Origin of the sequence: Amycolatopsis sp. NPDC051372 (genome assembly GCF_040682095.1) — a bacterium.
Lineage (GTDB): Bacteria > Actinomycetota > Actinomycetes > Mycobacteriales > Pseudonocardiaceae > Amycolatopsis.
On record NZ_JBFBAF010000036.1, the window covers coordinates 41,175 to 59,670 of the forward strand.

Below are 18,496 nucleotides of genomic sequence, written 5' to 3' on the forward strand. Positions count from 1 at the left end.
ACCATAGAGCACTCTATGGCGCTGGTGCCTGCGAAGGGAGCCGCTGCATGGCTGTCGACGAACGTCCCGACTTCCGTCTGCTGGGAGACGTGCTCGAACACTGGGCGCGCGAAGGGGGCGACGAGCCGGCGGTGACCTTCGGCGGCGTGACGCGGACCTGGGCGCAGTTCGACGAGCGCGTGCGGCGGCTGTCGGCGGCGCTGGCGGCCGACGGCGTCGGGCGCGGCGACCGGGTGGCGTTCGTGGACAAGAACCACCCGGCGTGCCTTGAGGTGTCCTTCGCGGTGGCGGCGCTGGGAGCGGCCAACGCGATCGTGAACTGGCGGCTTTCGCCCGACGAACTGGCTTACATCCTCGCGGATTCCGGTGCGGAGATCGTGTTCGTCGGGGCGGAGCTGGTGCCGGTTCTGGAGGAGATCCGGGGTCGGCTTCCTGCTTTGCGGCGGTTCGTTGTCGTGGGCGGGGAGTCCGACGCTTTCGAGGCTCTGGTGTCGGCGGGCGATCCGTCCTCTGTGGACTTGCCGCCGGTGACCGAGGACGATGGCGTGCTCGTGATGTACACCAGCGGTACCACGGGATTCCCGAAGGGCGCGGTGCTCACTCACCGCAGTGTGCTGACGCACGGCACCGCCGTGGGCACGGCCTTCCCGATGGCCGACGGCGACAAGAACCTCGTGGCGATGCCGCTGTTCCACGTCGGCGGAACCTGTTACGCCATCCTGGGTTTCCTCACCGGCCTGCCGACGATCATGACCCGCGAACCGGACGCCCCGTCGCTGTTCGGCGCCCTGGCCGCGGGGGCGACGCACGCCTTCCTCGTGCCGGCGGTGGTCGGCGCGATCGTGCAGGCGGGGGAACAGGCGATCGCCGGGTTCTCCCGGCTGAAGTACCTCGGTTACGGCGCTTCGCCGATGCCGCTCCCGCTGCTGCGCACGGCGTTGGCCGCCTGGCCGGACATGGAGTTCGTGCAGGTGTACGGCATGACTGAGTTGTCCGGCGCCGTGACCACTCTCGACGGCGTCGCGCACCGCGACGCGTCTCGCCCCGAGCGTCTGGCTTCGGCCGGCACGCCGCTGCCCGGGGTCGAGGTCCGGATCGTCGACCCGGCGACGTTGGCGAACACCGAGTCGGGCGAGGTGTGGATCCGCACGGACCAGCGGATGTCGGGCTACCTGGGCAAACCCGAAGCCTCCGCCGAGACGATCGTCGACGGCTGGGTGCGCACGGGCGACATCGGCCGCGTCGATGGCGGTGGGTTTGTATTTCTCGAAGACCGCGTGAAGGACATGATCATCACCGGTGGCGAGAACGTCTATTCGCCCGAGGTGGAGCGCGTGGTGGCCGAGTTCCCCGGCGTCGCGGAGGTCGCCGTGATCGGCGTGCCGGACGAACGGTGGGGCGAGCAGGTGAAGGCCGTTGTCGCGCCGGTGCCGGGCGAGGTGCTCGACGTGGACAAGCTGCTGGAGTTCTGCCGGAAGCAATTGGCGCACTTCAAGTGCCCTGGCAGCGTTGACGTTCTCGAAGCATTGCCGCGCAACGCGACGGGGAAGATCCTCAAGCGCTCGCTGCGGGAGCCCTATTGGCGGGATCGGGACCGCAACGTCTGATGGCCGCGGTGACCCGGGAGCAGTACTTCGAAGCGGCGCTCGGCGTGCTCGCCGGGGATGGTTTCGCCGGTTTGAACGTCGGCCGTTTGTGCCGCGATTTGGGTGTGACGAGCGGACCTTTTATCACCATTTCGGCGGCTGGTCGGCGTTCGTCGAGGATCTACTGGTCTTTTGGGAGAACCGGCAGGTTTTGATCCTGGCCTCGGGTTCGTTCGGCCAAGCCGGCCCCGCCGCTGACTTCGCGGCGCTCATGGAACTGACGCTCGGCCTGCACCACAAGGCCGAGGCCGCGATCCGTGCCTGGGCGGCCAACGACGAGGCCGTGCGCGCGGCCCAGAAGCGGGTGGACGACGCCCGGCTGAAGACCGTGGGGCGGGCAGTCAAGGGATTGGTCGGGGACGCCGCCCTCGCTCGCACCCTCACCGCCCTCGGCCTGGCGATGCTCGTGGGACACCAGCAACTCGCGGCCGCCGGTGAGGACACGGACCTCGCCGCCTTGATCGCGGAGTACACCTGGCTGGTGCACGCCCGCGGCTAGGCGTTGCCGATGACCTTCCTGACGCGGATCTCCAACACCACCCGCTTGGGATTCGGCTTCGGCTGACGGTACCTCGCGGCGTACCGGTTTTCGGCGTCCTTGACGGCTTCCGGGTCGTCGCGGAGGACCATGAGTCCTTCCAGCGTGGACCAGACGGGGCCTTCGAGCTGGCAGACCGCCGCCGCTACGCCACTCTCGCCCGCGGCCTTGGCGAGGCGCGCCTTGTGGGAGTCGGAAAACGTGATGACCCTCGCTACGCCGGCCTCGAAGTCGACGGTGACTCCCACCGCCACGACGTGCGGCGTGCCGTCCGGCCGGACCGTGGTCAGCGATGCCAGCCTCCGCTCGGTCCAAAAGGCCCGGAACTCGTCGCTGCGGGCGGTCAGATCGATCTCCATACCGGCCACGCTAGCTGGCGGCGCGGATGGCTTCGGTGGGGGATGGGGTTCACGTGCACCGGTCAATGCTCGTCGCAGCGATATCCTTCGGCTCGACCGCAGCGACCCGAGAGGTGATCACCTCGGTAACGATGGAGACGTCCGCCGGCCTCAACCTGGAGAACCCCACCGAGAACAACATCGCTGCTGTAATGGAATCCCTGCCCCGCGGCGGTCACCTGATTCTCGATGGTGGTGTCGAGAACACCTACTGGCAGGTTTGGTATACCCCCAATGGCACTTATCAGCTTGGGTATCGCGATGGCGCCCCCTTCCCGTCATTACCAGACGCTGACTGTTTCCCGCGACAAGATCACTGCCGCGGCCGCTGGATGGCTTGCTGTCGACGAGTCTTGGAAGCTGGCGTTTACCTGGAAGAACATCGGCGACTGGTTTGAAGGTGCGGCCGAAGGCTAAGCGGCCGCTTGGCATTCCCGAGCCATCTGCTTGGTTGTGCGGATGTCGTTGCATTGCCAAGCCCCCACTAGGACTGCAACGAAGACTCCTTCAACATCCTTTCCCCCGGCGCACCCCCCGATTCTTTACTTTCTCTACGGTGCTCGCTTTGTGTCAAGGTACGCTTTCCAGCCTTGACACAAAGCGAGCACCGTAGAACGATAGAAAAATCGGGGTGGTGATATGTGCAGTTCTTTTCCGCCGTAGGCGGGTCTTTTTCTTTCCTGAAGAGCATCGCCTTCGGCGAAAAGAAAAAGAAGCTCGACGAGAGCTCCCCGAAGCCGACAATTGTGGCTACGGTTCGGGGCTGGTTGTCAAGGCGGGAAAGCGTACCTTGACAACCAGCCCGAACCGCGCTGAGGCTTCTTGTCGGGGAGCCGGGAGGGGAAGGGGAGGGGGGTGGGAGGTCTCCCGCGGTTGGGAGTGCCTGTTGCGTTTTGTGGTGGGGGAAGGGTGTGGCTTGTGTGGTGAGGAACCAGGGGTGGTCGGGAAGGGGGCTCCGTTTCGGAGGCCGTGTTGCGTTGCGTTGTTGGTACGGGTGCCTTGAGTCGTAGGGGATGGGTTGAGTTGTGTTGCGAGAGGTGGGTCAACTCGCGTTGCTGGGGTGCGTCGCGTTAGGTCTTGGGGAGTGGGCCGCGTCGCATTGCCGGGGCTGGTCGGTCAGCATTGCCTGGTGAGTCGCCCAGCGTTGCCGCGGTGGGTCAAATCGCGTTGTCAAGCATGGGCCGAACCGCTCGAATCCCACCGCGAATCAACCACCCCACCACAGACCCTCCCCAGCCTCACACCACCGAACTCCCCAACTGCACCCCATCCCATATCCCACTCAGCGATAAAATCCCATCCCCCATCCAGCCGCCCCGTTCCCCCGAACCTCAGCCTCCAGGCCGTCAACCTGCGAAAACCCCGGGCGAAACTCCCCGACCTCGTCCACACTGTCCGTATGGGACCACAGCCGCGGACGTTCGATGAGCTCTGTCGTGCCTTGGACCGGGGGCGGCGTTTCAAGTACCTGCCCTTCTGGGGGCACCGGCCGGACCCGGGTGGGCGGATTGGGGCCGGGTGCCTCAGTCAGTGGTGGCCGGCTGGATTCGAGGTGGACGGTCGGCTCTTCGCGACCGCCGAGCACTTCATGATGTGGCGAAAGGCAACCCTCTTCGGAGACGACTCCACGGCGGAGCGCATCCGAGCCGCGAGGCATCCCGGAGCGGCGAAGGCCCTGGGTCGTGAAGTCAGAGGGTTCAACGACGAAGTGTGGAACGCCAACCGGTTCGACATTGTTGTCGAGGGGAACGTGGCGAAGTTCGGGCAGAACGCCGGGCTGGCCGAGTTCCTGGCCAACACGGGGGAGCGCGTGCTCGTCGAGGCGAGTCCGGTGGATCGGGTGTGGGGGATCGGGCTGGCGCCGGACGACCAGCGCGTGGGTGAGCCCCGCGCGTGGCGGGGGCTCAACCTGCTGGGGTTCGCGTTGATGAAGGTGCGTCAGGACGTGGGGACGCGAGGGCGCAAGCCGGCGGCCTCGTAGATCGCGTCGACGACGGTCATGGTTTCGATGGCGTCCGATGGGGGCGTCAGGCTCGGCACGTCGCGCAACACTGCGTCGGCGAAGGCTTCCAGTTGGTGGGCGTACGAGGGCCGGTGGGAGAAGCGTTCCACTGAGCGGGAATCGCCGCGTCGAATGGACAGGCGGTGCCAGAACTGCGGTGAGAGCGGGTTGATCGCCCGCAGTTCGCCGCCGCGGCAGACGACGCGGGCGCTGATGCGCAGGACGTCCGACGACCACAGCGAGGCGCGCACGCGGCCCGTCGCGCCGGACGGGAAGCGCAAGGACGCCGTCATGGCGCGGTCGATTTCCGGGGAACGCAGCTTGGCACGAGCGTCGACGACAGTGGGGGTCGCGCCGCCCAGGACGCGTGCCATGTGGACGGCGTAGCAGCCCGCGTCCATGGTCGCGCCGCCCGCCAGGGAGGGGTTGTAGCGGATGTCCTTGAAGCGCGGCAGCGGGAAGCACACCGCGGTCTCGATGTGCTGCACCTCGCCCAGCTCGCCGGACGCCAGCAGTTCCTCCATGCGCCGCGTGAACGGGTGGTAGCGGTAGTGGAAGGCCTCCATGACCACAAGCCCGGCCGCTTCGGCCGCGTCGGCAACCAGGCGGGCCTCGGAAGCGTTGGCGGTGAAGGGTTTCTCGCAGAGCACGTGCTTGCCGGCGGCCAGGGCGGCAAGGGTCCAGCGGCCGTGGAGGCCGTTGGGCGTCGGGTTGTACACGGCGTCGATGGACGGGTCCGCGAGCAACTCTTCGTAGGTCGCGTGTACTTCGGGGATGCGGTGCTTCGTGGCGAACTCGTGGGCGCGCGAGATGTCGCGCGCCGCGATCGCCGCGATGTCGACGTCCGGGTTCTCCCGGGCCGGCTTGAGCAAAGCTTCCGGGACGATTCCCGCGGCTCCGAGCACTCCGATGCGCATGATCGAACTTTAGCGAACCAGCGGGCTTCAACTGTCTGTTGACCACTTCAACAACCAGTTGTACCGTTCCGCCCAACCCGACGTCCTGGAGGTCCCCGATGCGGTCGCCGTCCCGTACCCGCGCCTGGCAGGCTGCCCTGCTGACCGGTGCGCTCGCCCTCGTCACCGCGGCCTGCGGAGGTGGTCCCGACGGCGCCGGCGGCACGCGGCTGCCGGCCGGCGGAGGAGCCTCGCCCATCCCGGACAACGCCGCGCTGATCGCCGCCGTAAAGGCGGACGCGCAGCTCACCGCCGCCCTGCCGTCGGCCGTCACGCAGGCCAAGACGCTGCACCTCGCGTCGAACATCCAGTCGGCGCCCAACAACTTCTACTCGAGCGACGGCAAGACGCCGATCGGTTACGAGGTGGACCTGGCGAAGGCGATCGGCGCGAAGCTGGGCGTTTCGGTGTCGTATGAGGACATGGCGTTCGGCTCCCTGATCACGAGCCTGCAGTCCGGCCGCGTGGACCTGACCATGGCCGCGATGAACGACACGAAGGAGCGCCAGCAGCAGATCGACTTCGTCGACTACTTCTCCTCCGGCATCACGATCATGGTCCGCAAGGGCAACCCCGACGGCATCACGGGCCCGGACACGTTGTGCGGCAAGAACGTCGCCGTGGTGCAGGGCACGAGCCACCAGAAGTTCGCCGCCGCGCAGAGCACCAAGTGCACGCAGGCGGGCAAGCCGGCGATCACCGTCACGGCCACCGACTCCGACACGCAGAACCAGAATCAGCTGCGCACCGGCCGCGTCGCCGCGATCCTCAACGACCTGCCCAGCGCCGTCTACATCTCGCGCACTGCGGGCGACGGCAAGTTCTTCGAGGTCGTGCCGGGCGCGCCGATCGAGGGCGGGCCGTACGGCATCGGCTTCACCAAGACCAACACGAAGCTGCGCGACGCCGTGAAGCAGGCGCTGCAGGAGCTCGTCGCCGACGGCACGTACGGCAAGATCCTGCAGGCCTGGGGCGTGGAGCAGGGCGCGGTCAAGGAGGCGGCCGTCAATGGCGGGAGCTGAGCCGCTGCCGATCGTCCGGCTGAAGCACTGGGGCCGCTGGGTTTCGGGCGTGGTCATCGTCGCCCTGCTCGTGCTGCTGGGGTTCGCGCTCGCGCAGGCCCAGATCGAGTGGGACTCGGTGCCCGACTTCGTGTTCTACCGGGTGATGGCCGTCGGTCTGCTCAACACGGTGGTGCTCGCGGTGATCTCGCAGGCCGTGGCCATCGTGCTCGGCATCCTGATCGCCCTGTTGCGCCGCAGCGCCAACCCGGTGGCGAAGTGGTTCGCGGCCGCGTACATCTGGCTGTTCCGCGGGCTTCCGGTGCTGCTGCAGATCCTCATCTGGTACAACCTCGCGCTGATCTTCCCGACGATCTCGATCCCGCTGCCCTTCGGTGGTTACCTCGTCCACGAGCAGACGAACGTGCTGATCAGCGCGTTCACCGCGGCTCTGCTCGGCCTGGCCTTGAACGAGAGTGCCTACATGGCCGAGATCGTGCGCGCGGGTCTGACCAGTGTGGACCTCGGGCAGACGGAGGCCGCGAAGTCCATCGGCATGACGCCGGGCGCGACGCTGCGGCGGGTGGTGCTGCCGCAGGCCATGCGCGTGATCATCCCGCCGACCGGCAACGACTTCATCAACATGCTCAAGGGCACGTCGATGGCGTCGGTGATCGGCGTGACCGAGCTGATCCACGCGGCCAACAACATCTCGTCCAACAACCTGCTGGTGATGGAAACGCTCATCGCCGCCGCGATCTGGTACATGGTCGTGGTGACGGTGGCCGGCGTCGGGCAGCACTACCTGGAACGCTCGTTCGGCGCCGCCGATCGCGGGCCCGCGGCGAGAGTGGGGAAGGCGTTGCGGGGGATGCCGTTGGTGAGGAGTGCCCGTGTCTGACCCATTGCTGCGCGCGGTCGGGGTGCGCAAGAGCTACGGGAGTACCGAGGTGCTCAGGGGCATCGACCTCGAGGTGCACCGGGGGCAGGTGGTCTGTTTGCTCGGGCCGTCGGGGGCGGGCAAGAGCACTTTTCTCCGGTGCCTCAACCACCTCGAAACCATCGACGCCGGACAGGTGTGGGTGGACGGCGAGCCGATCGGCTTCCGGCTGCGCGGCGGGAAGCTGTATGAACTGCGCGAAAAGGACGTCGCTCGCCAACGGCGGGACATCGGCATGGTGTTCCAGCGGTTCAACCTGTTCGGGCACCGGACGGCGCTGGAGAACGTGGTCGAGGGACCGGTGCGGGTGCTCGGGATGAACCCGTCGCGGGCCCGCGAGGAGGCGTTGGAGCTGTTGGACCGCGTGGGGCTGGCCCATCGCGCGGACGCGTACCCGGCGCAGCTTTCCGGCGGGCAGCAGCAGCGCGTGGCGATCGCGCGGTCGCTGGCGATGAAGCCGAAGCTGATGCTGTTCGACGAGCCGACGTCGGCGCTCGACCCGGAGCTGGTGGGGGAGGTGCTGGCGGTGATGGGTACGTTGGCGCGGGAGGGAATGACGATGGTGGTCGTGACGCACGAAATGGCCTTCGCTGCCGAGGCGGCCGACGAGGTGGTGTTCCTCGCCGACGGCGCGGTGGTCGAGACGGGCCCGCCCGAGACCGTCCTGAAGAACCCGGCGCACGAGCGCACCCGCCAGTTCCTCGCGCGGGTCCTGTCGTGACGCGGATCTCGCCCCGGTACCTCCTGCAGTTCGACGAGCCTGCCGGCTACCTCGACTTCGCGCGGTTCGGGCCGCCGTCGCACGCCGTGCTTGACACCACGGCGAACCTGCTGGAAGCGGCGACGAAGGCCGGCCCGTCCACTGTGGACGAGCTGATGCGCCAGGAGACGCGCGCGAAGGCGGCCGCGGCGCGGCTGTGCGGGAGCGACACCGACCACACCGTGCTGCTGCCGCACACGAGCCTGGGGTTGTTCCAGGCGGCGTTCAATTCCCACGGCGAGGTACTGGTCTCGGCGGGAGAGTTCCCGGCGAACACGTATCCGTGGGCTCGTGCTTCCCAGGCCGGGCGGGTGCGGGTCCGCCGCTTGCCGGCCGGGTTCGTCACTCCTTCCCGGGTTGCCGAAGCGCTGACGCCCGAGACGACGGTGGTGTCGGTGAGCGCCGTCGACTTCCGCACCGGCTACCGCGCCGACCTCGCCGCGTTGCGCGAGGTCGTGGGCGATCGGCTGCTGGTCGTCGACGGGATCCAGGGCTTCGGCGTGATCGAGGCGCCGTGGGAGGCCGCGGACGTGCTCGTGGTCGGCGGCCAGAAGTGGCTGCGCGCCGGCTGGGGCACGGGCTTCGCAGTGCTGTCCGACCGTGCGCTGGAGCGCATGGACCCGATCCTGTCCGGCTGGACGGGCGCGCGCGACCCTGGCCTGTTCGACGACGAGATCCACCCCGCCGACACGACCGCCGCGGGCTGGTCGATCTCGAACCTGAGCCCCATTACGTCCGGTGCCTTCGCGGCGGCTCTGGAGCTGGTGGAGGAGGCGGGCGTCGGGGCGATCGCCGGCCGGATCGGCGAACGCGTGGACGCCTTGGAGGAAGTGCTGCTGTCGCTGGGCGCTTCGGTCGTGTCCGCTGTGGACCGCCGGGCGGGGATCCTGGCCTTCGAGCTGCCCGGCCACCCGGCGGAACAGGTGGGTGCTGCTTTGTCGGCGGCCGGCATCGCCGCGACGGTCCGGCCGGAACACGTCCGCCTCTCGCCGCACGCGTCAACGCCGGTTTCCGCCGCCGAGGCCGTCCGGTCCGCTTTGGACGGTCTCCTGCGCCCGCGTACCTCGGTGACTTTTCCTTCGGCGGTTTCGGGTGGTGCGACACACGCGTTGCTCGCCGCCCTGATCCCCGCCGTCGACGGCCTGGCCGCCATGCTGGGCCCCGGCAACGAGGTCCTGCTCCACGACCTGTCCCGCCTGCCCGACTCCATCGTCGCCATCGCGGGCGACGTCACCGGCCGCGCCGCCGGCGGGCCCATGACGGACCTCCTGCTCGGCCTCGTCCGCCGCGGCACCACGCAGGACCTGACCAACTACCGCACCCACGGCCCGGACGGCCGCGCGATCCGCTCGTCCACCCTCTTCCTCCGCGACGCCGACGGCGTGGCGGTCGGCTGCCTCTGCGTGAACAGCGAAACGTCACCGTCCTCGGACGCGGCTTCCTCGCGGCCCGAGACCTTCCCACCCGACGTCGACAGCCTGCAACGCTTCCTGGTCGAACGCGCCATCGGCAAGGCGGGCATCCCCGTGGACCTCATGAAGAAGCGCCACAAGGCCGCCGTCGTGCGCGAACTCGACGAGGCGGGGTTCTTCCTCATCAAGGACGCGGTGGACCACCTGGCCACTCACCTGGACGTGACCCGGTACACGATCTACAACTACCTGAACGAGATCAGAGCCTGACCGCCGCCGGCTGGGTTGACGGGGGTCCCTGACCGACGCCGGGACCCCCGGACACCTCACTTCAAGAACGCCTCCACCGCATCAGCCGCCGCCGGGATGCCGCCGTGGGCGCGGATTTCCGTGGACAGCGACGACAGTCGAGAGGCCACCTCGGCGGAGCCCGCGACCTCGTCCACCGCCGAGCGCAAAGCGGCGGCGGTCACCGACGAAGCAGGCAGGTGCCGCCCCACGCCGAGGGTCTCCAGTTGCGCCGCGTTGCCGAACTGGTCGGCGGCCTGCGGGATGGCCACTGTGGGGACGCCGTACCACAGGGCTTCGGTGCAGCTGCCCATTCCGGCGTGCGTGACGAAGGCCGAGGCCGCCGACAGCACCGCCAGCTGCGGGACGCGGGAGTGCACCTCGAACGACGGTGGCAGCGGGCCCAGGTCCGAAGCGGACACGAAAGCGCCGATCGACATCACGACATGCCAAGGCGAGTTCGTGAACGCCTCCAAACAAGCCCGGTACACCGGCAGCTGGTCGGTGAACGCCGTCCCGAACGAAACCAGCAGCACCGGTTTCCCCGACGACGGCGGCGTCCACGACTCGGCCAGTCGATCCGGCGACAGGCACGGCCCGACGAACTGGACGTGCGAGCCGACCCGGGAGGCGTTGGGCTGCATCGCCCGCGGGATCAGCGACAGCACGCGAGGTGGGTGGGACAGCCAGGTCCACGCCTCCTCGGTCTCGCCGTTTTCCCGCAGCCACGCGGTCATCGTGCGGGCGTAGTCCACACCGGACGGTGACGCCTTGATCGGGTCCATCACCGACGCCATGTCCTCGTCGTAGCCCTCCCATGCGACGAGCGTGGGCGACAGCTGCACGGCGGGCACCCCGTAGCGGGACCCGAGCAGGGGCGCGCCGAGGCCGCCGATGTCGTAGAGGACCAGGCCGGGGCGGTCGTCGTCGAACGTCGACCGCAGTTGCGGGTGCACGGCGATCGCCTCGTCCAGGAAGACGCGCATGGCGTCGGCCGGGTCGTCGGGCCACACGCCGGCCTCGCCGAGGGGCAGGAGGGTCGGGTGGGTCACGACGTGGGCGCCCGTGGGGGCGACCAGTGATTCGAGAGGCGAGCCCACCACGTAGCTCACCCGGTGCCCGCGCCGCACGAGTTCGGTGATGACGCCGAGGGACGGGTAGATGTGGCTCGGTGCGGTGGTACCGACCATCACGATGTGTTCGCGCATGAACGACTCCGTCAAAGGGGGAGGACGCGGCGCGCAGGGAAGACGGCCGCGAACGCGCGGCCGTGAAGAGTCACGCCGGGGCTAGAGCTGCCGCAAGCGCTGGAAGATCGTCATGGTGGCCACCGTAACGGCGACCCGGCGCGGGGACCAACCGAATTTCCGACGTCCACCTTTCGTAGGGACTATCGGGCAGAGCGCCGCGATCAACCGGCCGGGCGCGGCCGAGGCGACTAACGTCTGGCGGACCCGACAGACGAGAACCCCGACAGAGAAGGAACTCCCGTGAGACGTGCTGTCTTCGCGGCAGTCGCCGTCGCGACGCTGGCCTCGCTGGTCACCGCGCCCGTCGCGTCAGCGGCGCCGGCCACCGCCCCCGCCGCCTACACCCCGCCGCCCGTGGCGTGGGGTCAGTGCGACAACGCAGGCCTCAAGGCGGCCGGTGCCGAGTGCGGTTTCGTGACCGTGCCCCTGGACTACAGCAACCCGGGCGGCCAGAAGGCGCAGCTCGCCGTCAGCCGCATCAAGCACAAGACGCCGGACGCGCAGTACCAGGGCGTCATGCTCACCAACCCCGGTGGCCCCGGCGGCTCGGGCCTGACGCTTTCGCGCGTCGGAGCCAACGTGCCCAACCACGCGGGTGACGCGTACGACTGGATCGGCTTCGACCCGCGCGGCGTCGGCTCCAGCAAGCCCGCGCTCTCGTGCGACAACAGCTACACGAGCTTCGACCGGCCCTCGTACGTGCCGCTCACGCCGAGCCTCGAGAAGGCGTGGCTCAACCGCGCCAAGGGCTACGCCGAGGACTGCGCCAAGAAGAACCCGAAGGCGCTGCTCGACAACCTGAAGACCACCGACTCGGTGCGCGACATGGACTCCATCCGCGCCGCCCTGGGTGCCGACAAGATCAACTTCTACGGCTACTCCTACGGCACCTACCTCGGCCAGGTCTACGGCACGATGTTCCCGCAGCGCGTGCGCCGCATGGTGCTCGACTCGACGGTGGACCCGCGCGACGTCTGGTACCAAGCGAACCTGAACCAGGATGTGGCGTTCGATCGCAACATCAACATCTGGTTCGGCTGGCTCGCCAAGTACGACAGCACCTACCACCTGGGCAAGACGCAGGCCTCGGTGAAGGCGACCGTCGACCGTGAGCTGGTGAAGCTCTCGCTCAAGCCCGCGGGCGGCCAGATCGGGCCCGACGAGCTGACCGACGTGATCCAGCAGGCCGGCTACTACCAGCTGACCTGGCTGGACGTGGCCGACGCGCTGTCGGCGATCGTGACCAAGGGCGACCCGACGGGCGTCAAGGCGCTCTACGAATCCGACAGCGACAACGGTTACGCCGTGTACCTCGGCGTGCAGTGCACCGACGTGCAGTGGCCGACCAACTGGAACCAGTGGCGCCTCGACAACTGGAAGACCTTCCTCAAGGCGCCGTACTTCACCTGGCAGAACGCCTGGTTCAACGCCCCCTGCGTCTACTGGCCCGCGAAGGCGAGCAAGCCCGTGCAGGTCAACGGCAAGGGTGTGCAGAGCGTGCTGATGATCGACGAGACGCTCGACGCGGCCACGCCGTATGAGGGCAGCCTCGAGGTCCGCAGCCGCTTCCCGGGTGCGTCGCTGATCGCGGAGCCGGGTGGCACGAGCCACGCCATCACGCCGCGCGGCAACGCGTGCGTGGACACCAAGATCGCGGACTACCTGGCGACCGGCGCCCTGCCGGCCCGCAAGCCGGGCCGTACCGCCGACGTTGAGTGCGCGCCGCTGCCGCAGCCGCAACCGGCCCCGTCGGCGTCCGCGCAGGCGAAGGCCAAGGCGGACCTGCTTCCGCTGCTGGGTCACCTCTGACCAGCTGAAACACCGGCCGAAGCGCCGGGTGGGGCACTGTCCCCGCCCGGCGCTTCGTCGTTTCCAAGGTCCTCTAAAGACCTTGATGAACCAAGTTCGCGGCGCGTAGGACTTTTCATCGCAACGAGGTTTGTGTTACAAAATTCCTCAGCAGGTTTGCAACGCAAAGTCGATGGGGGACGGGATGAGTGAGGCGTTCGGTCTGAGAGGCCTGACGAAACGGTTCGGGCCGGTGCACGCCGTCGAGGAGCTGACCCTCGAGGTCAGCCGCGGCGAGGTCGTGGCGCTGCTCGGCCCCAACGGTGCCGGTAAGTCGACCACCATCGACATGCTGCTCGGGCTCACGCGGCCCGACGCGGGCGAGGTGCGGGTGTTCGGCGGCGACGCGCGGGCGGCCGTCGACGCCGGGCGCATGGCCGCGATGGTGCAGAACGGCTTCCTGCTGCGCGACACGACTCCGGCGGAGCTCGTCGGGCTGATGCGCTCGATGTACCGCAAGCCCTTGGCGGCCGCGGAGGTCTTCGAACGCGCGGGCATCACGGACTTCGCGAACCGCCGCTGCGGCAAGCTTTCCGGCGGCCAGCTGCAGCGGGTGCGCTACGCGCTGGCCCTGGCCGGTGACCCCGAGCTGCTCGTGCTCGACGAGCCGACCGCCGCCATGGACGTGGACGGCCGGCGCTCGTTCTGGGCCTCGATGCGCGAGTTCAGCGCAGGCGGCCGCACGGTGCTGTTCGCCACGCACTACCTGGCCGAGGCCGAGGACTACGCCGACCGCGTGGTGCTCGTGCGCCACGGCCGCGTGGTCGCCGACGGCACGGTCGCCGAGGTCCGCGCCGCCGTGTCCGGACGCGTGCTGCGGGCCGTGGTGCCCGGTGCGAGCGAGGCCGAGCTGGCGGCGCTCGCCGGGGTCACGACCGCGCGCGTCCAGGGTGGCCGCGCGGAGCTGGCGTGCGTCGATTCCGACCTCGCGATCCGCGCGCTGCTCACCACGTTCCCGGACGCGAGCGACATCGAGATCACCGCCGTCGGTCTGGAAGAAGCCTTCCTTGCCCTGACCGGCGACCAGCACACCGACGAACCGGAAGGAGCCCTGCGATGAACCTCGTTTACCTGCGCCTGGAAATCGTCCGGATCGTGCGCAGCCCGCAGTTCGCGCTGTTCACGATCGCCGTGCCGCTGGGCATGTTCCTGCTCTTCGGCGGCCTGTTCGGCGACTACGTCGGCCCGGACGGGGTCCGGGCGAGCACCACGACGATGATCAACATGGGTGCGTACGGCGCCTTGAGTGGGGCCCTCTTCACCGGCACCCGAGTGGCCACCGAACGCACCGACGGCTGGCAACGGCAGCTGCGCCTCACGCCGATGCGCGCGCCGGACTACGTGCTCGTGAAGATCGCGTCCGCCATGGCGATGGCCTTGCCCGTGCTGCTGGTGATCTTCGTGGCCGGCGCGCTGCGCGGAGTCGACATGACGGCCTCGCAGTGGGCGCTCGCCGCGGTGTCGCTGTGGCTCGGCGCGTTGCCGTTCGCAGTGCTGGGTCTGCTGCTGGGGCTGTTCGGCAAGGGCGACACGGTCGGCGCCATGACGGGCGCGTTGATGCTGCCGCTCGGGGTATTCGGCGGGTTGTGGATGCCGCTGTCGATCATGCCCGGCTGGATGACCACGGTGGCGCACTTCTTCCCGACGTACTGGCTCGGCAAGGTCGGCACGCTGCCGGTGACGCACTCAGGTGGTCTGGGGCTCGCGGTGGGTGTGCTGGCGGCGTGGCTGGTGGTGCCAGCCATCGTCGTGGTGCGGCGGTTCCGGTTGGACACGGCCAAGGTCAGCTAGTTGACGGCTGTTACCAATCCGACCAGAAGTAGGCGGGCACGGAACTGGACGTTACCGTGTGTGGCAGCCCTTCCCGCCGTGACTGTGGTCGGATTGGTAACCAGCGGCACAGTAGCTTCCGTGCTGCATAGGGGTCAGCACGGTGGGAGGGCGAAGCAAGGTGGATGACGACGAAGAGCAGCCGATGTCGGCCGCCGAGTCGCTGAACCTCATCGCCCGGCAGAACGAGCGGACGCGCCGGGAGCTGGGGGCCAGCCCGGCGCGTCTGCTCGGCGTCTGGGCCTTCACGTGGCTGGTCGGCTGGGGGCTGGTGTACCTGGCCGACGACAGCCACGCGAGGCCGCTCATGCCCGGGTGGGTCGCGGGGATCGTGGTCGCGGTGCTGTTCGTGGCTGCGATCGTGTACTCCGCCTACTACGGCAGCCGCATCAGCCGCGGGATCCGCGGCCCGTCGCGCCGCACCGGCGCGATGTACGGCTGGAGCTGGATGATCTCGTTCGCCGCGCTGTCGCTGATCAACATCCGGGTGATGAACCTGGGTGACCTCGACCCGCACACGATCTCGCTGCTGTGGTCGGGCACGTCGCTGCTGCTGACCGGCGTCCTGTACCTCGCGGGCGGGATGCTGTGGCAGGACAAGCTGCAGTACGGCTTCGGCGCGTGGATCGTCGTCTGCGGCGGCGCGAGTGTGCTCGTGGGCGTGCCGGGCAACTTCCTCGTGCTGTCGCTGGCCGGCGGCGGCGGGTTCCTCGTGGCATCGCTCGTGTACTTCGTCCGGGAACGGCGCTCCGGTCCGACGCGAGTGGCCGACCGGTGACCGAGGCGAGCCTGCCGGAGCTCGACCCGGTGATCCACGCCCAGGCCAGGCTGCGCGTCACCGTCGCGCTCGCCGGGCTGCACCACGGCGACCAGATCACCTTCCCGAGGCTGCAGCAGCTGCTCGACATGACGGCCGGCAACCTCTCCACGCACCTGCGCAAGCTCGAAGACGCCGAGTACGTGGAGATCACCAAGGCCTACGAGCACCGCACGCCCGTCACGCTCGTGAAGCTGACTGCCAAGGGCCGCGCGGCTTTCGAGTCCTACACGACGGCGTTGCACCGCCTGCTGGACGCGACCGGCGGGAGCTGACGTGACCCGCTGGGTCGTCCACCTCGACCTGGACGCGTTCTACGCCTCGGTCGAGCAGCTCACGCGCCCGACGCTGCGGGGCCGCGCGGTCGTCGTCGGCGGCACGGGGCCGCGTGGTGTCGTTGCCGGGGCGAGCTACGAATCCCGTGAGTACGGCGCGCGTTCGGCGATGCCGATGTCGCAGGCGCGGCGGCTGTTGCCGCCGGGCGCGGTCGTCCTGCCGCCGCGGTTCCGGTTGTACGAGACGTTGAGCAAGCAGGTCTTCGAGATCGTCGCGGACGTGGCGCCGGTGCTGGAGCGGATTTCCCTCGACGAGGCTTTCGCGGAGCCGCCTTCGCTGGCCGGCGCGTCGGTGGACGAGGTGACGCGGTTCGCGGAGGACCTGCGGGCGCGGATTCGTGCGGAGACGGGGCTGACGGCGTCGATCGGGGCCGGCACGGGCAAACAGGTCGCGAAGATCGGCTCGGATCGGGCGAAGCCGGACGGGCTGCTCGTGGTGCCGCCGGGCACCGAACGGGAGTTTCTGGCGCCGTTGCCGGTGCGGGCGTTGTGGGGGATCGGGCCGGTGGCGGAGGCGAAGCTGCGCACGATCGGCGTGCTGACGCTGGGGGAGCTGGCGGCGTTGTCGGAGCCGGACGCGGTGGCGACGCTGGGCGGTGTCGTCGGGCGAGAGCTGCGCAAGCTGGCCGGTGGCACGGACGACCGGCCCGTGGCCGAGCGTGGGGAGGCCAAGCAGGTCAGCGCGGAGACGACGTTCGACGTCGACATCGTGGACCTGGGCCGGCTGCGGACGGAGGTGCGCAAGATCGCGGCGGGGGCGCATTCGCGGCTGGTGAAGGCGGGCCGGGTCGCGCGCACGGTCGTGATCAAGCTGCGGCACACGGACATGAGCACGGTGACGCGGTCGGAAACCACGGCCTCGCCCACCGACGACCTCAACCAGCTCGCCGCCACGGCCGAGCGGTTGTTGCTGGACCCGCAGGAGTTCGGCGGCGTGCGGCTGGTCGGGGTGGCGTTCAGCGGCCTTTCCGTGCCACATCAGGACGCGTTGTTCACACTTGCCGTGCCTGGGAATTCGCCTGAACCCGTCGTGGCCGTGGTCCCGTCGCCGGGTGGGTCGGCGCCGGTGTCGTCGAGCGGCTGGCGCCCGGGCGACGACGTGGCCCACCCGGAGTTCGGCACCGGCTGGGTCCAGGGCGCGGGCCACGGCCGCGTGACCGTGCGCTTCGAGACACGGACTTCCGGCCCGGGCGTGGCGAAGACGTTCGAGCAGACCGACCCGGCGCTGACCCGAGGCGACCCCCAGGACTGTCTCAAGTAGACGGAAGGGGCCGCCACTGCCAGAGTGGCGACCCCTTCACCCAAAGCACCTCAGCTGGCAGACGGCAGAGCGCAACCTGGGGTGAGGTCGGCGACCTGCTGACCGGCCAGGAGGAACGCGCCGACGCCGGCGGCCGAAGTGTCGGTGGCCTTGGCCGAACCCGGTCCGTCGGTCTTCGGCTGGACGTAGCCGACGAAGCCGTCGGCGGTCTCCGCCTTGGTGGACAAGGACTTCCACGCCCGGTCGACTACCGGCGTGAACCAGCGGCTGTCGAGGACACCCGCGTTGACGCCCCACGCGAGGCCGTAGGTGATCAGCGACGTGCCGCTGCTCTCCGGGCCGCCGAACGGGTTGAGCAGGTTGGCGTTCCAGAAGCCGTCCGGCCGCTGCAGGACGCTCAGCGTCGTCGCCATCTTCTTGAACACGCGCAGGTACTCCGGTCGCCGCGGGTCGTTCGCGGGCAGCACCTGCAGCACCTTTGTCAGGGCGGCCAGCGCCCAGCCGTTGCCCTGCGACCAGTACGACAGCGAGTGCGCGTCGGTGCGCCACAGGCCGGAGAACTCGTCGAACAGGCTCTTCTCCGTGTGCTGGAACAGCTTCTGCATCGCGGCGAGCGTCGGCTCCGAGGAGTCCATCACGCCGATGCGGGCGAACGAGGGCATCGCCATGTTCAGCGCGCTCACGTGGTCCCAGTAGCCCGGGTGCCCGGCCTGCACGCTCGCGACCTCGTCGGCCAGGCGCGAACGCAGGTCGGCGAGGATCGGCGGGTCGGGGTGGAAGTAGGTGTACAGGTCGAGGTAGGCCTCGCCCGCGGCCTCGTCCTCGGGCGAGAACGGCTGCCCCGGGGTCGTGGGCAGCAGGTAGTTGTTGGCCTCGCCCCACGGCAGGGTCTGGTGGTTGGACACGCCGGTCGTGCGGACCACGGCGAGGTTGCCCACGTGGAACGTCGCGTTCTGCCAGTCGGCCGGCGCGAGGTTCGTCCCGTGGGCGACCCAGTAGTCACCGGCCTTCACCATCGCGTCGGCGACCGAGCACTGCGCGGCCGGCGCCGCCGGTGCCGCACTCGCCACGGCTGCCGGTGCCAGCCCACCGGCCGTCACCGCCGCCGCGAGCACGGCGAAACCGCGGATTCCCGGGAAACGCATGGGTGCGTCCTCCTCAAGCAGCTCATGGCGGCGGAGGCCATCGTGATCGGTGGCCGGTCGATCACGGAC

Annotated in this window: 19 protein-coding genes; 15 read left to right on the forward strand and 4 right to left on the reverse strand. The window is 69.1% G+C overall.

Going from position 1 to position 18,496, the window contains the following annotated elements; all coding sequences use genetic code 11:
* The first annotated feature begins 47 nt into the window (after nt 1-47).
* From AB0M56_RS40580 to AB0M56_RS40590, 3 genes are read left to right on the forward strand one after another with little or no spacing between them, the layout of a single operon-like run.
* The gene (locus AB0M56_RS40580) at nt 48-1,607 is read left to right on the forward strand and encodes a long-chain-fatty-acid--CoA ligase (protein ID WP_364186235.1); all 1,560 of its coding nucleotides are present in this window, start codon (nt 48-50) and stop codon (nt 1,605-1,607) included.
* Nucleotides 1,607-1,801, forward strand: a complete 195-nt coding sequence (locus AB0M56_RS40585) for a hypothetical protein (RefSeq protein WP_364186237.1) — start codon at nt 1,607-1,609, stop codon at nt 1,799-1,801. The genes AB0M56_RS40580 and AB0M56_RS40585 overlap by 1 nt, the downstream gene beginning before the upstream one ends.
* A gap of 56 nt (nt 1,802-1,857) precedes the next feature.
* Complete coding sequence (locus AB0M56_RS40590) at nt 1,858-2,145, forward strand: hypothetical protein (RefSeq protein WP_364186239.1); 288 nt, start codon at nt 1,858-1,860, stop codon at nt 2,143-2,145.
* Here AB0M56_RS40590 and AB0M56_RS40595 read toward each other — a convergent pair.
* Nucleotides 2,142-2,543 carry a pyridoxamine 5'-phosphate oxidase family protein gene (locus AB0M56_RS40595; protein WP_364186241.1) on the reverse strand — a complete coding sequence of 134 codons (402 nt, stop codon included), beginning with the start codon at nt 2,541-2,543 and terminating at the stop codon, nt 2,142-2,144. The two genes, AB0M56_RS40590 and AB0M56_RS40595, sit on opposite strands and share 4 nt — an antisense overlap.
* A 273-nt stretch (nt 2,544-2,816) precedes the next feature.
* Here AB0M56_RS40595 and AB0M56_RS40600 point away from each other — a divergent pair, with 273 nt between their 5' ends.
* Both AB0M56_RS40600 and AB0M56_RS40605 read left to right on the forward strand, forming a co-directional pair.
* Complete coding sequence (locus AB0M56_RS40600; RefSeq protein WP_364186243.1) at nt 2,817-2,999, forward strand: hypothetical protein; 183 nt, start codon at nt 2,817-2,819, stop codon at nt 2,997-2,999.
* A gap of 1,024 nt (nt 3,000-4,023) precedes the next feature.
* On the forward strand, nt 4,024-4,563 hold the full coding sequence (locus AB0M56_RS40605) for an NADAR family protein (RefSeq protein WP_364186319.1): 540 nt from the start codon (nt 4,024-4,026) through the stop codon (nt 4,561-4,563).
* Here the strand turns inward: AB0M56_RS40605 and AB0M56_RS40610 are convergent.
* Nucleotides 4,521-5,501, reverse strand: coding sequence for a Gfo/Idh/MocA family oxidoreductase (locus AB0M56_RS40610; RefSeq protein WP_364186244.1), 981 nt, complete (start codon nt 5,499-5,501; stop codon nt 4,521-4,523). The genes AB0M56_RS40605 and AB0M56_RS40610 overlap by 43 nt on opposite strands.
* Before the next feature lie 98 nt (nt 5,502-5,599).
* On the opposite strand from AB0M56_RS40610, the gene AB0M56_RS40615 reads away from it, so the two are divergent.
* Genes AB0M56_RS40615 through AB0M56_RS40630 form a run of 4 tightly spaced genes read left to right on the forward strand, consistent with a single transcriptional unit; the run spans nt 5,600 to nt 9,923 of the window.
* The gene (locus tag AB0M56_RS40615; RefSeq protein WP_364186246.1) at nt 5,600-6,562 is read left to right on the forward strand and encodes an ABC transporter substrate-binding protein; all 963 of its coding nucleotides are present in this window, start codon (nt 5,600-5,602) and stop codon (nt 6,560-6,562) included.
* Nucleotides 6,549-7,442 carry an amino acid ABC transporter permease gene (locus tag AB0M56_RS40620; RefSeq protein ID WP_364186248.1) on the forward strand — a complete coding sequence of 298 codons (894 nt, stop codon included), beginning with the start codon at nt 6,549-6,551 and terminating at the stop codon, nt 7,440-7,442. Before AB0M56_RS40615 ends, AB0M56_RS40620 begins: the two co-directional genes overlap by 14 nt.
* Nucleotides 7,435-8,202, forward strand: a complete 768-nt coding sequence (locus tag AB0M56_RS40625) for an amino acid ABC transporter ATP-binding protein (RefSeq protein WP_364186250.1) — start codon at nt 7,435-7,437, stop codon at nt 8,200-8,202. Before AB0M56_RS40620 ends, AB0M56_RS40625 begins: the two co-directional genes overlap by 8 nt.
* Nucleotides 8,199-9,923, forward strand: coding sequence for an aminotransferase class V-fold PLP-dependent enzyme (locus AB0M56_RS40630; protein WP_364186252.1), 1,725 nt, complete (start codon nt 8,199-8,201; stop codon nt 9,921-9,923). Before AB0M56_RS40625 ends, AB0M56_RS40630 begins: the two co-directional genes overlap by 4 nt.
* A gap of 56 nt (nt 9,924-9,979) precedes the next feature.
* Here the strand turns inward: AB0M56_RS40630 and AB0M56_RS40635 are convergent, their stop codons facing one another.
* Nucleotides 9,980-11,149, reverse strand: a complete 1,170-nt coding sequence (locus tag AB0M56_RS40635) for a macrolide family glycosyltransferase (RefSeq protein WP_364186253.1) — start codon at nt 11,147-11,149, stop codon at nt 9,980-9,982.
* Nucleotides 11,150-11,431: 282 nt separating this feature from the next.
* Here AB0M56_RS40635 and AB0M56_RS40640 point away from each other — a divergent pair, with 282 nt between their 5' ends.
* From AB0M56_RS40640 to AB0M56_RS40665, 6 genes are all read left to right on the forward strand, one after another.
* Nucleotides 11,432-13,000, forward strand: a complete 1,569-nt coding sequence (locus AB0M56_RS40640; RefSeq protein ID WP_364186255.1) for an alpha/beta hydrolase — start codon at nt 11,432-11,434, stop codon at nt 12,998-13,000.
* 184 nt (nt 13,001-13,184) lie between these two features.
* Nucleotides 13,185-14,099: an ABC transporter ATP-binding protein gene (locus tag AB0M56_RS40645; RefSeq protein ID WP_364186257.1), complete on the forward strand. Its 915-nt coding sequence runs from the start codon at nt 13,185-13,187 to the stop codon at nt 14,097-14,099.
* Complete coding sequence (locus tag AB0M56_RS40650) at nt 14,096-14,830, forward strand: ABC transporter permease (protein WP_364186258.1); 735 nt, start codon at nt 14,096-14,098, stop codon at nt 14,828-14,830. The genes AB0M56_RS40645 and AB0M56_RS40650 overlap by 4 nt, the downstream gene beginning before the upstream one ends.
* Nucleotides 14,831-15,014: 184 nt before the next feature.
* Entirely contained in the window at nt 15,015-15,647 is a 633-nt protein-coding gene (locus AB0M56_RS40655; protein WP_364186320.1) for a hypothetical protein, read from the forward strand.
* Nucleotides 15,644-15,961, forward strand: coding sequence for a transcriptional regulator (locus tag AB0M56_RS40660; protein ID WP_220246822.1), 318 nt, complete (start codon nt 15,644-15,646; stop codon nt 15,959-15,961). The genes AB0M56_RS40655 and AB0M56_RS40660 overlap by 4 nt, the downstream gene beginning before the upstream one ends.
* 1 nt (nt 15,962) lies before the next feature.
* Nucleotides 15,963-17,282 carry a DNA polymerase IV gene (locus tag AB0M56_RS40665; protein ID WP_364186261.1) on the forward strand — a complete coding sequence of 440 codons (1,320 nt, stop codon included), beginning with the start codon at nt 15,963-15,965 and terminating at the stop codon, nt 17,280-17,282.
* 50 nt (nt 17,283-17,332) lie between these two features.
* Here AB0M56_RS40665 and AB0M56_RS40670 read toward each other — a convergent pair whose 3' ends face one another.
* Entirely contained in the window at nt 17,333-18,427 is a 1,095-nt protein-coding gene (locus tag AB0M56_RS40670; RefSeq protein WP_364186263.1) for a glycoside hydrolase family 88 protein, read from the reverse strand.
* Nucleotides 18,428-18,496 lie beyond the last annotated feature (69 nt).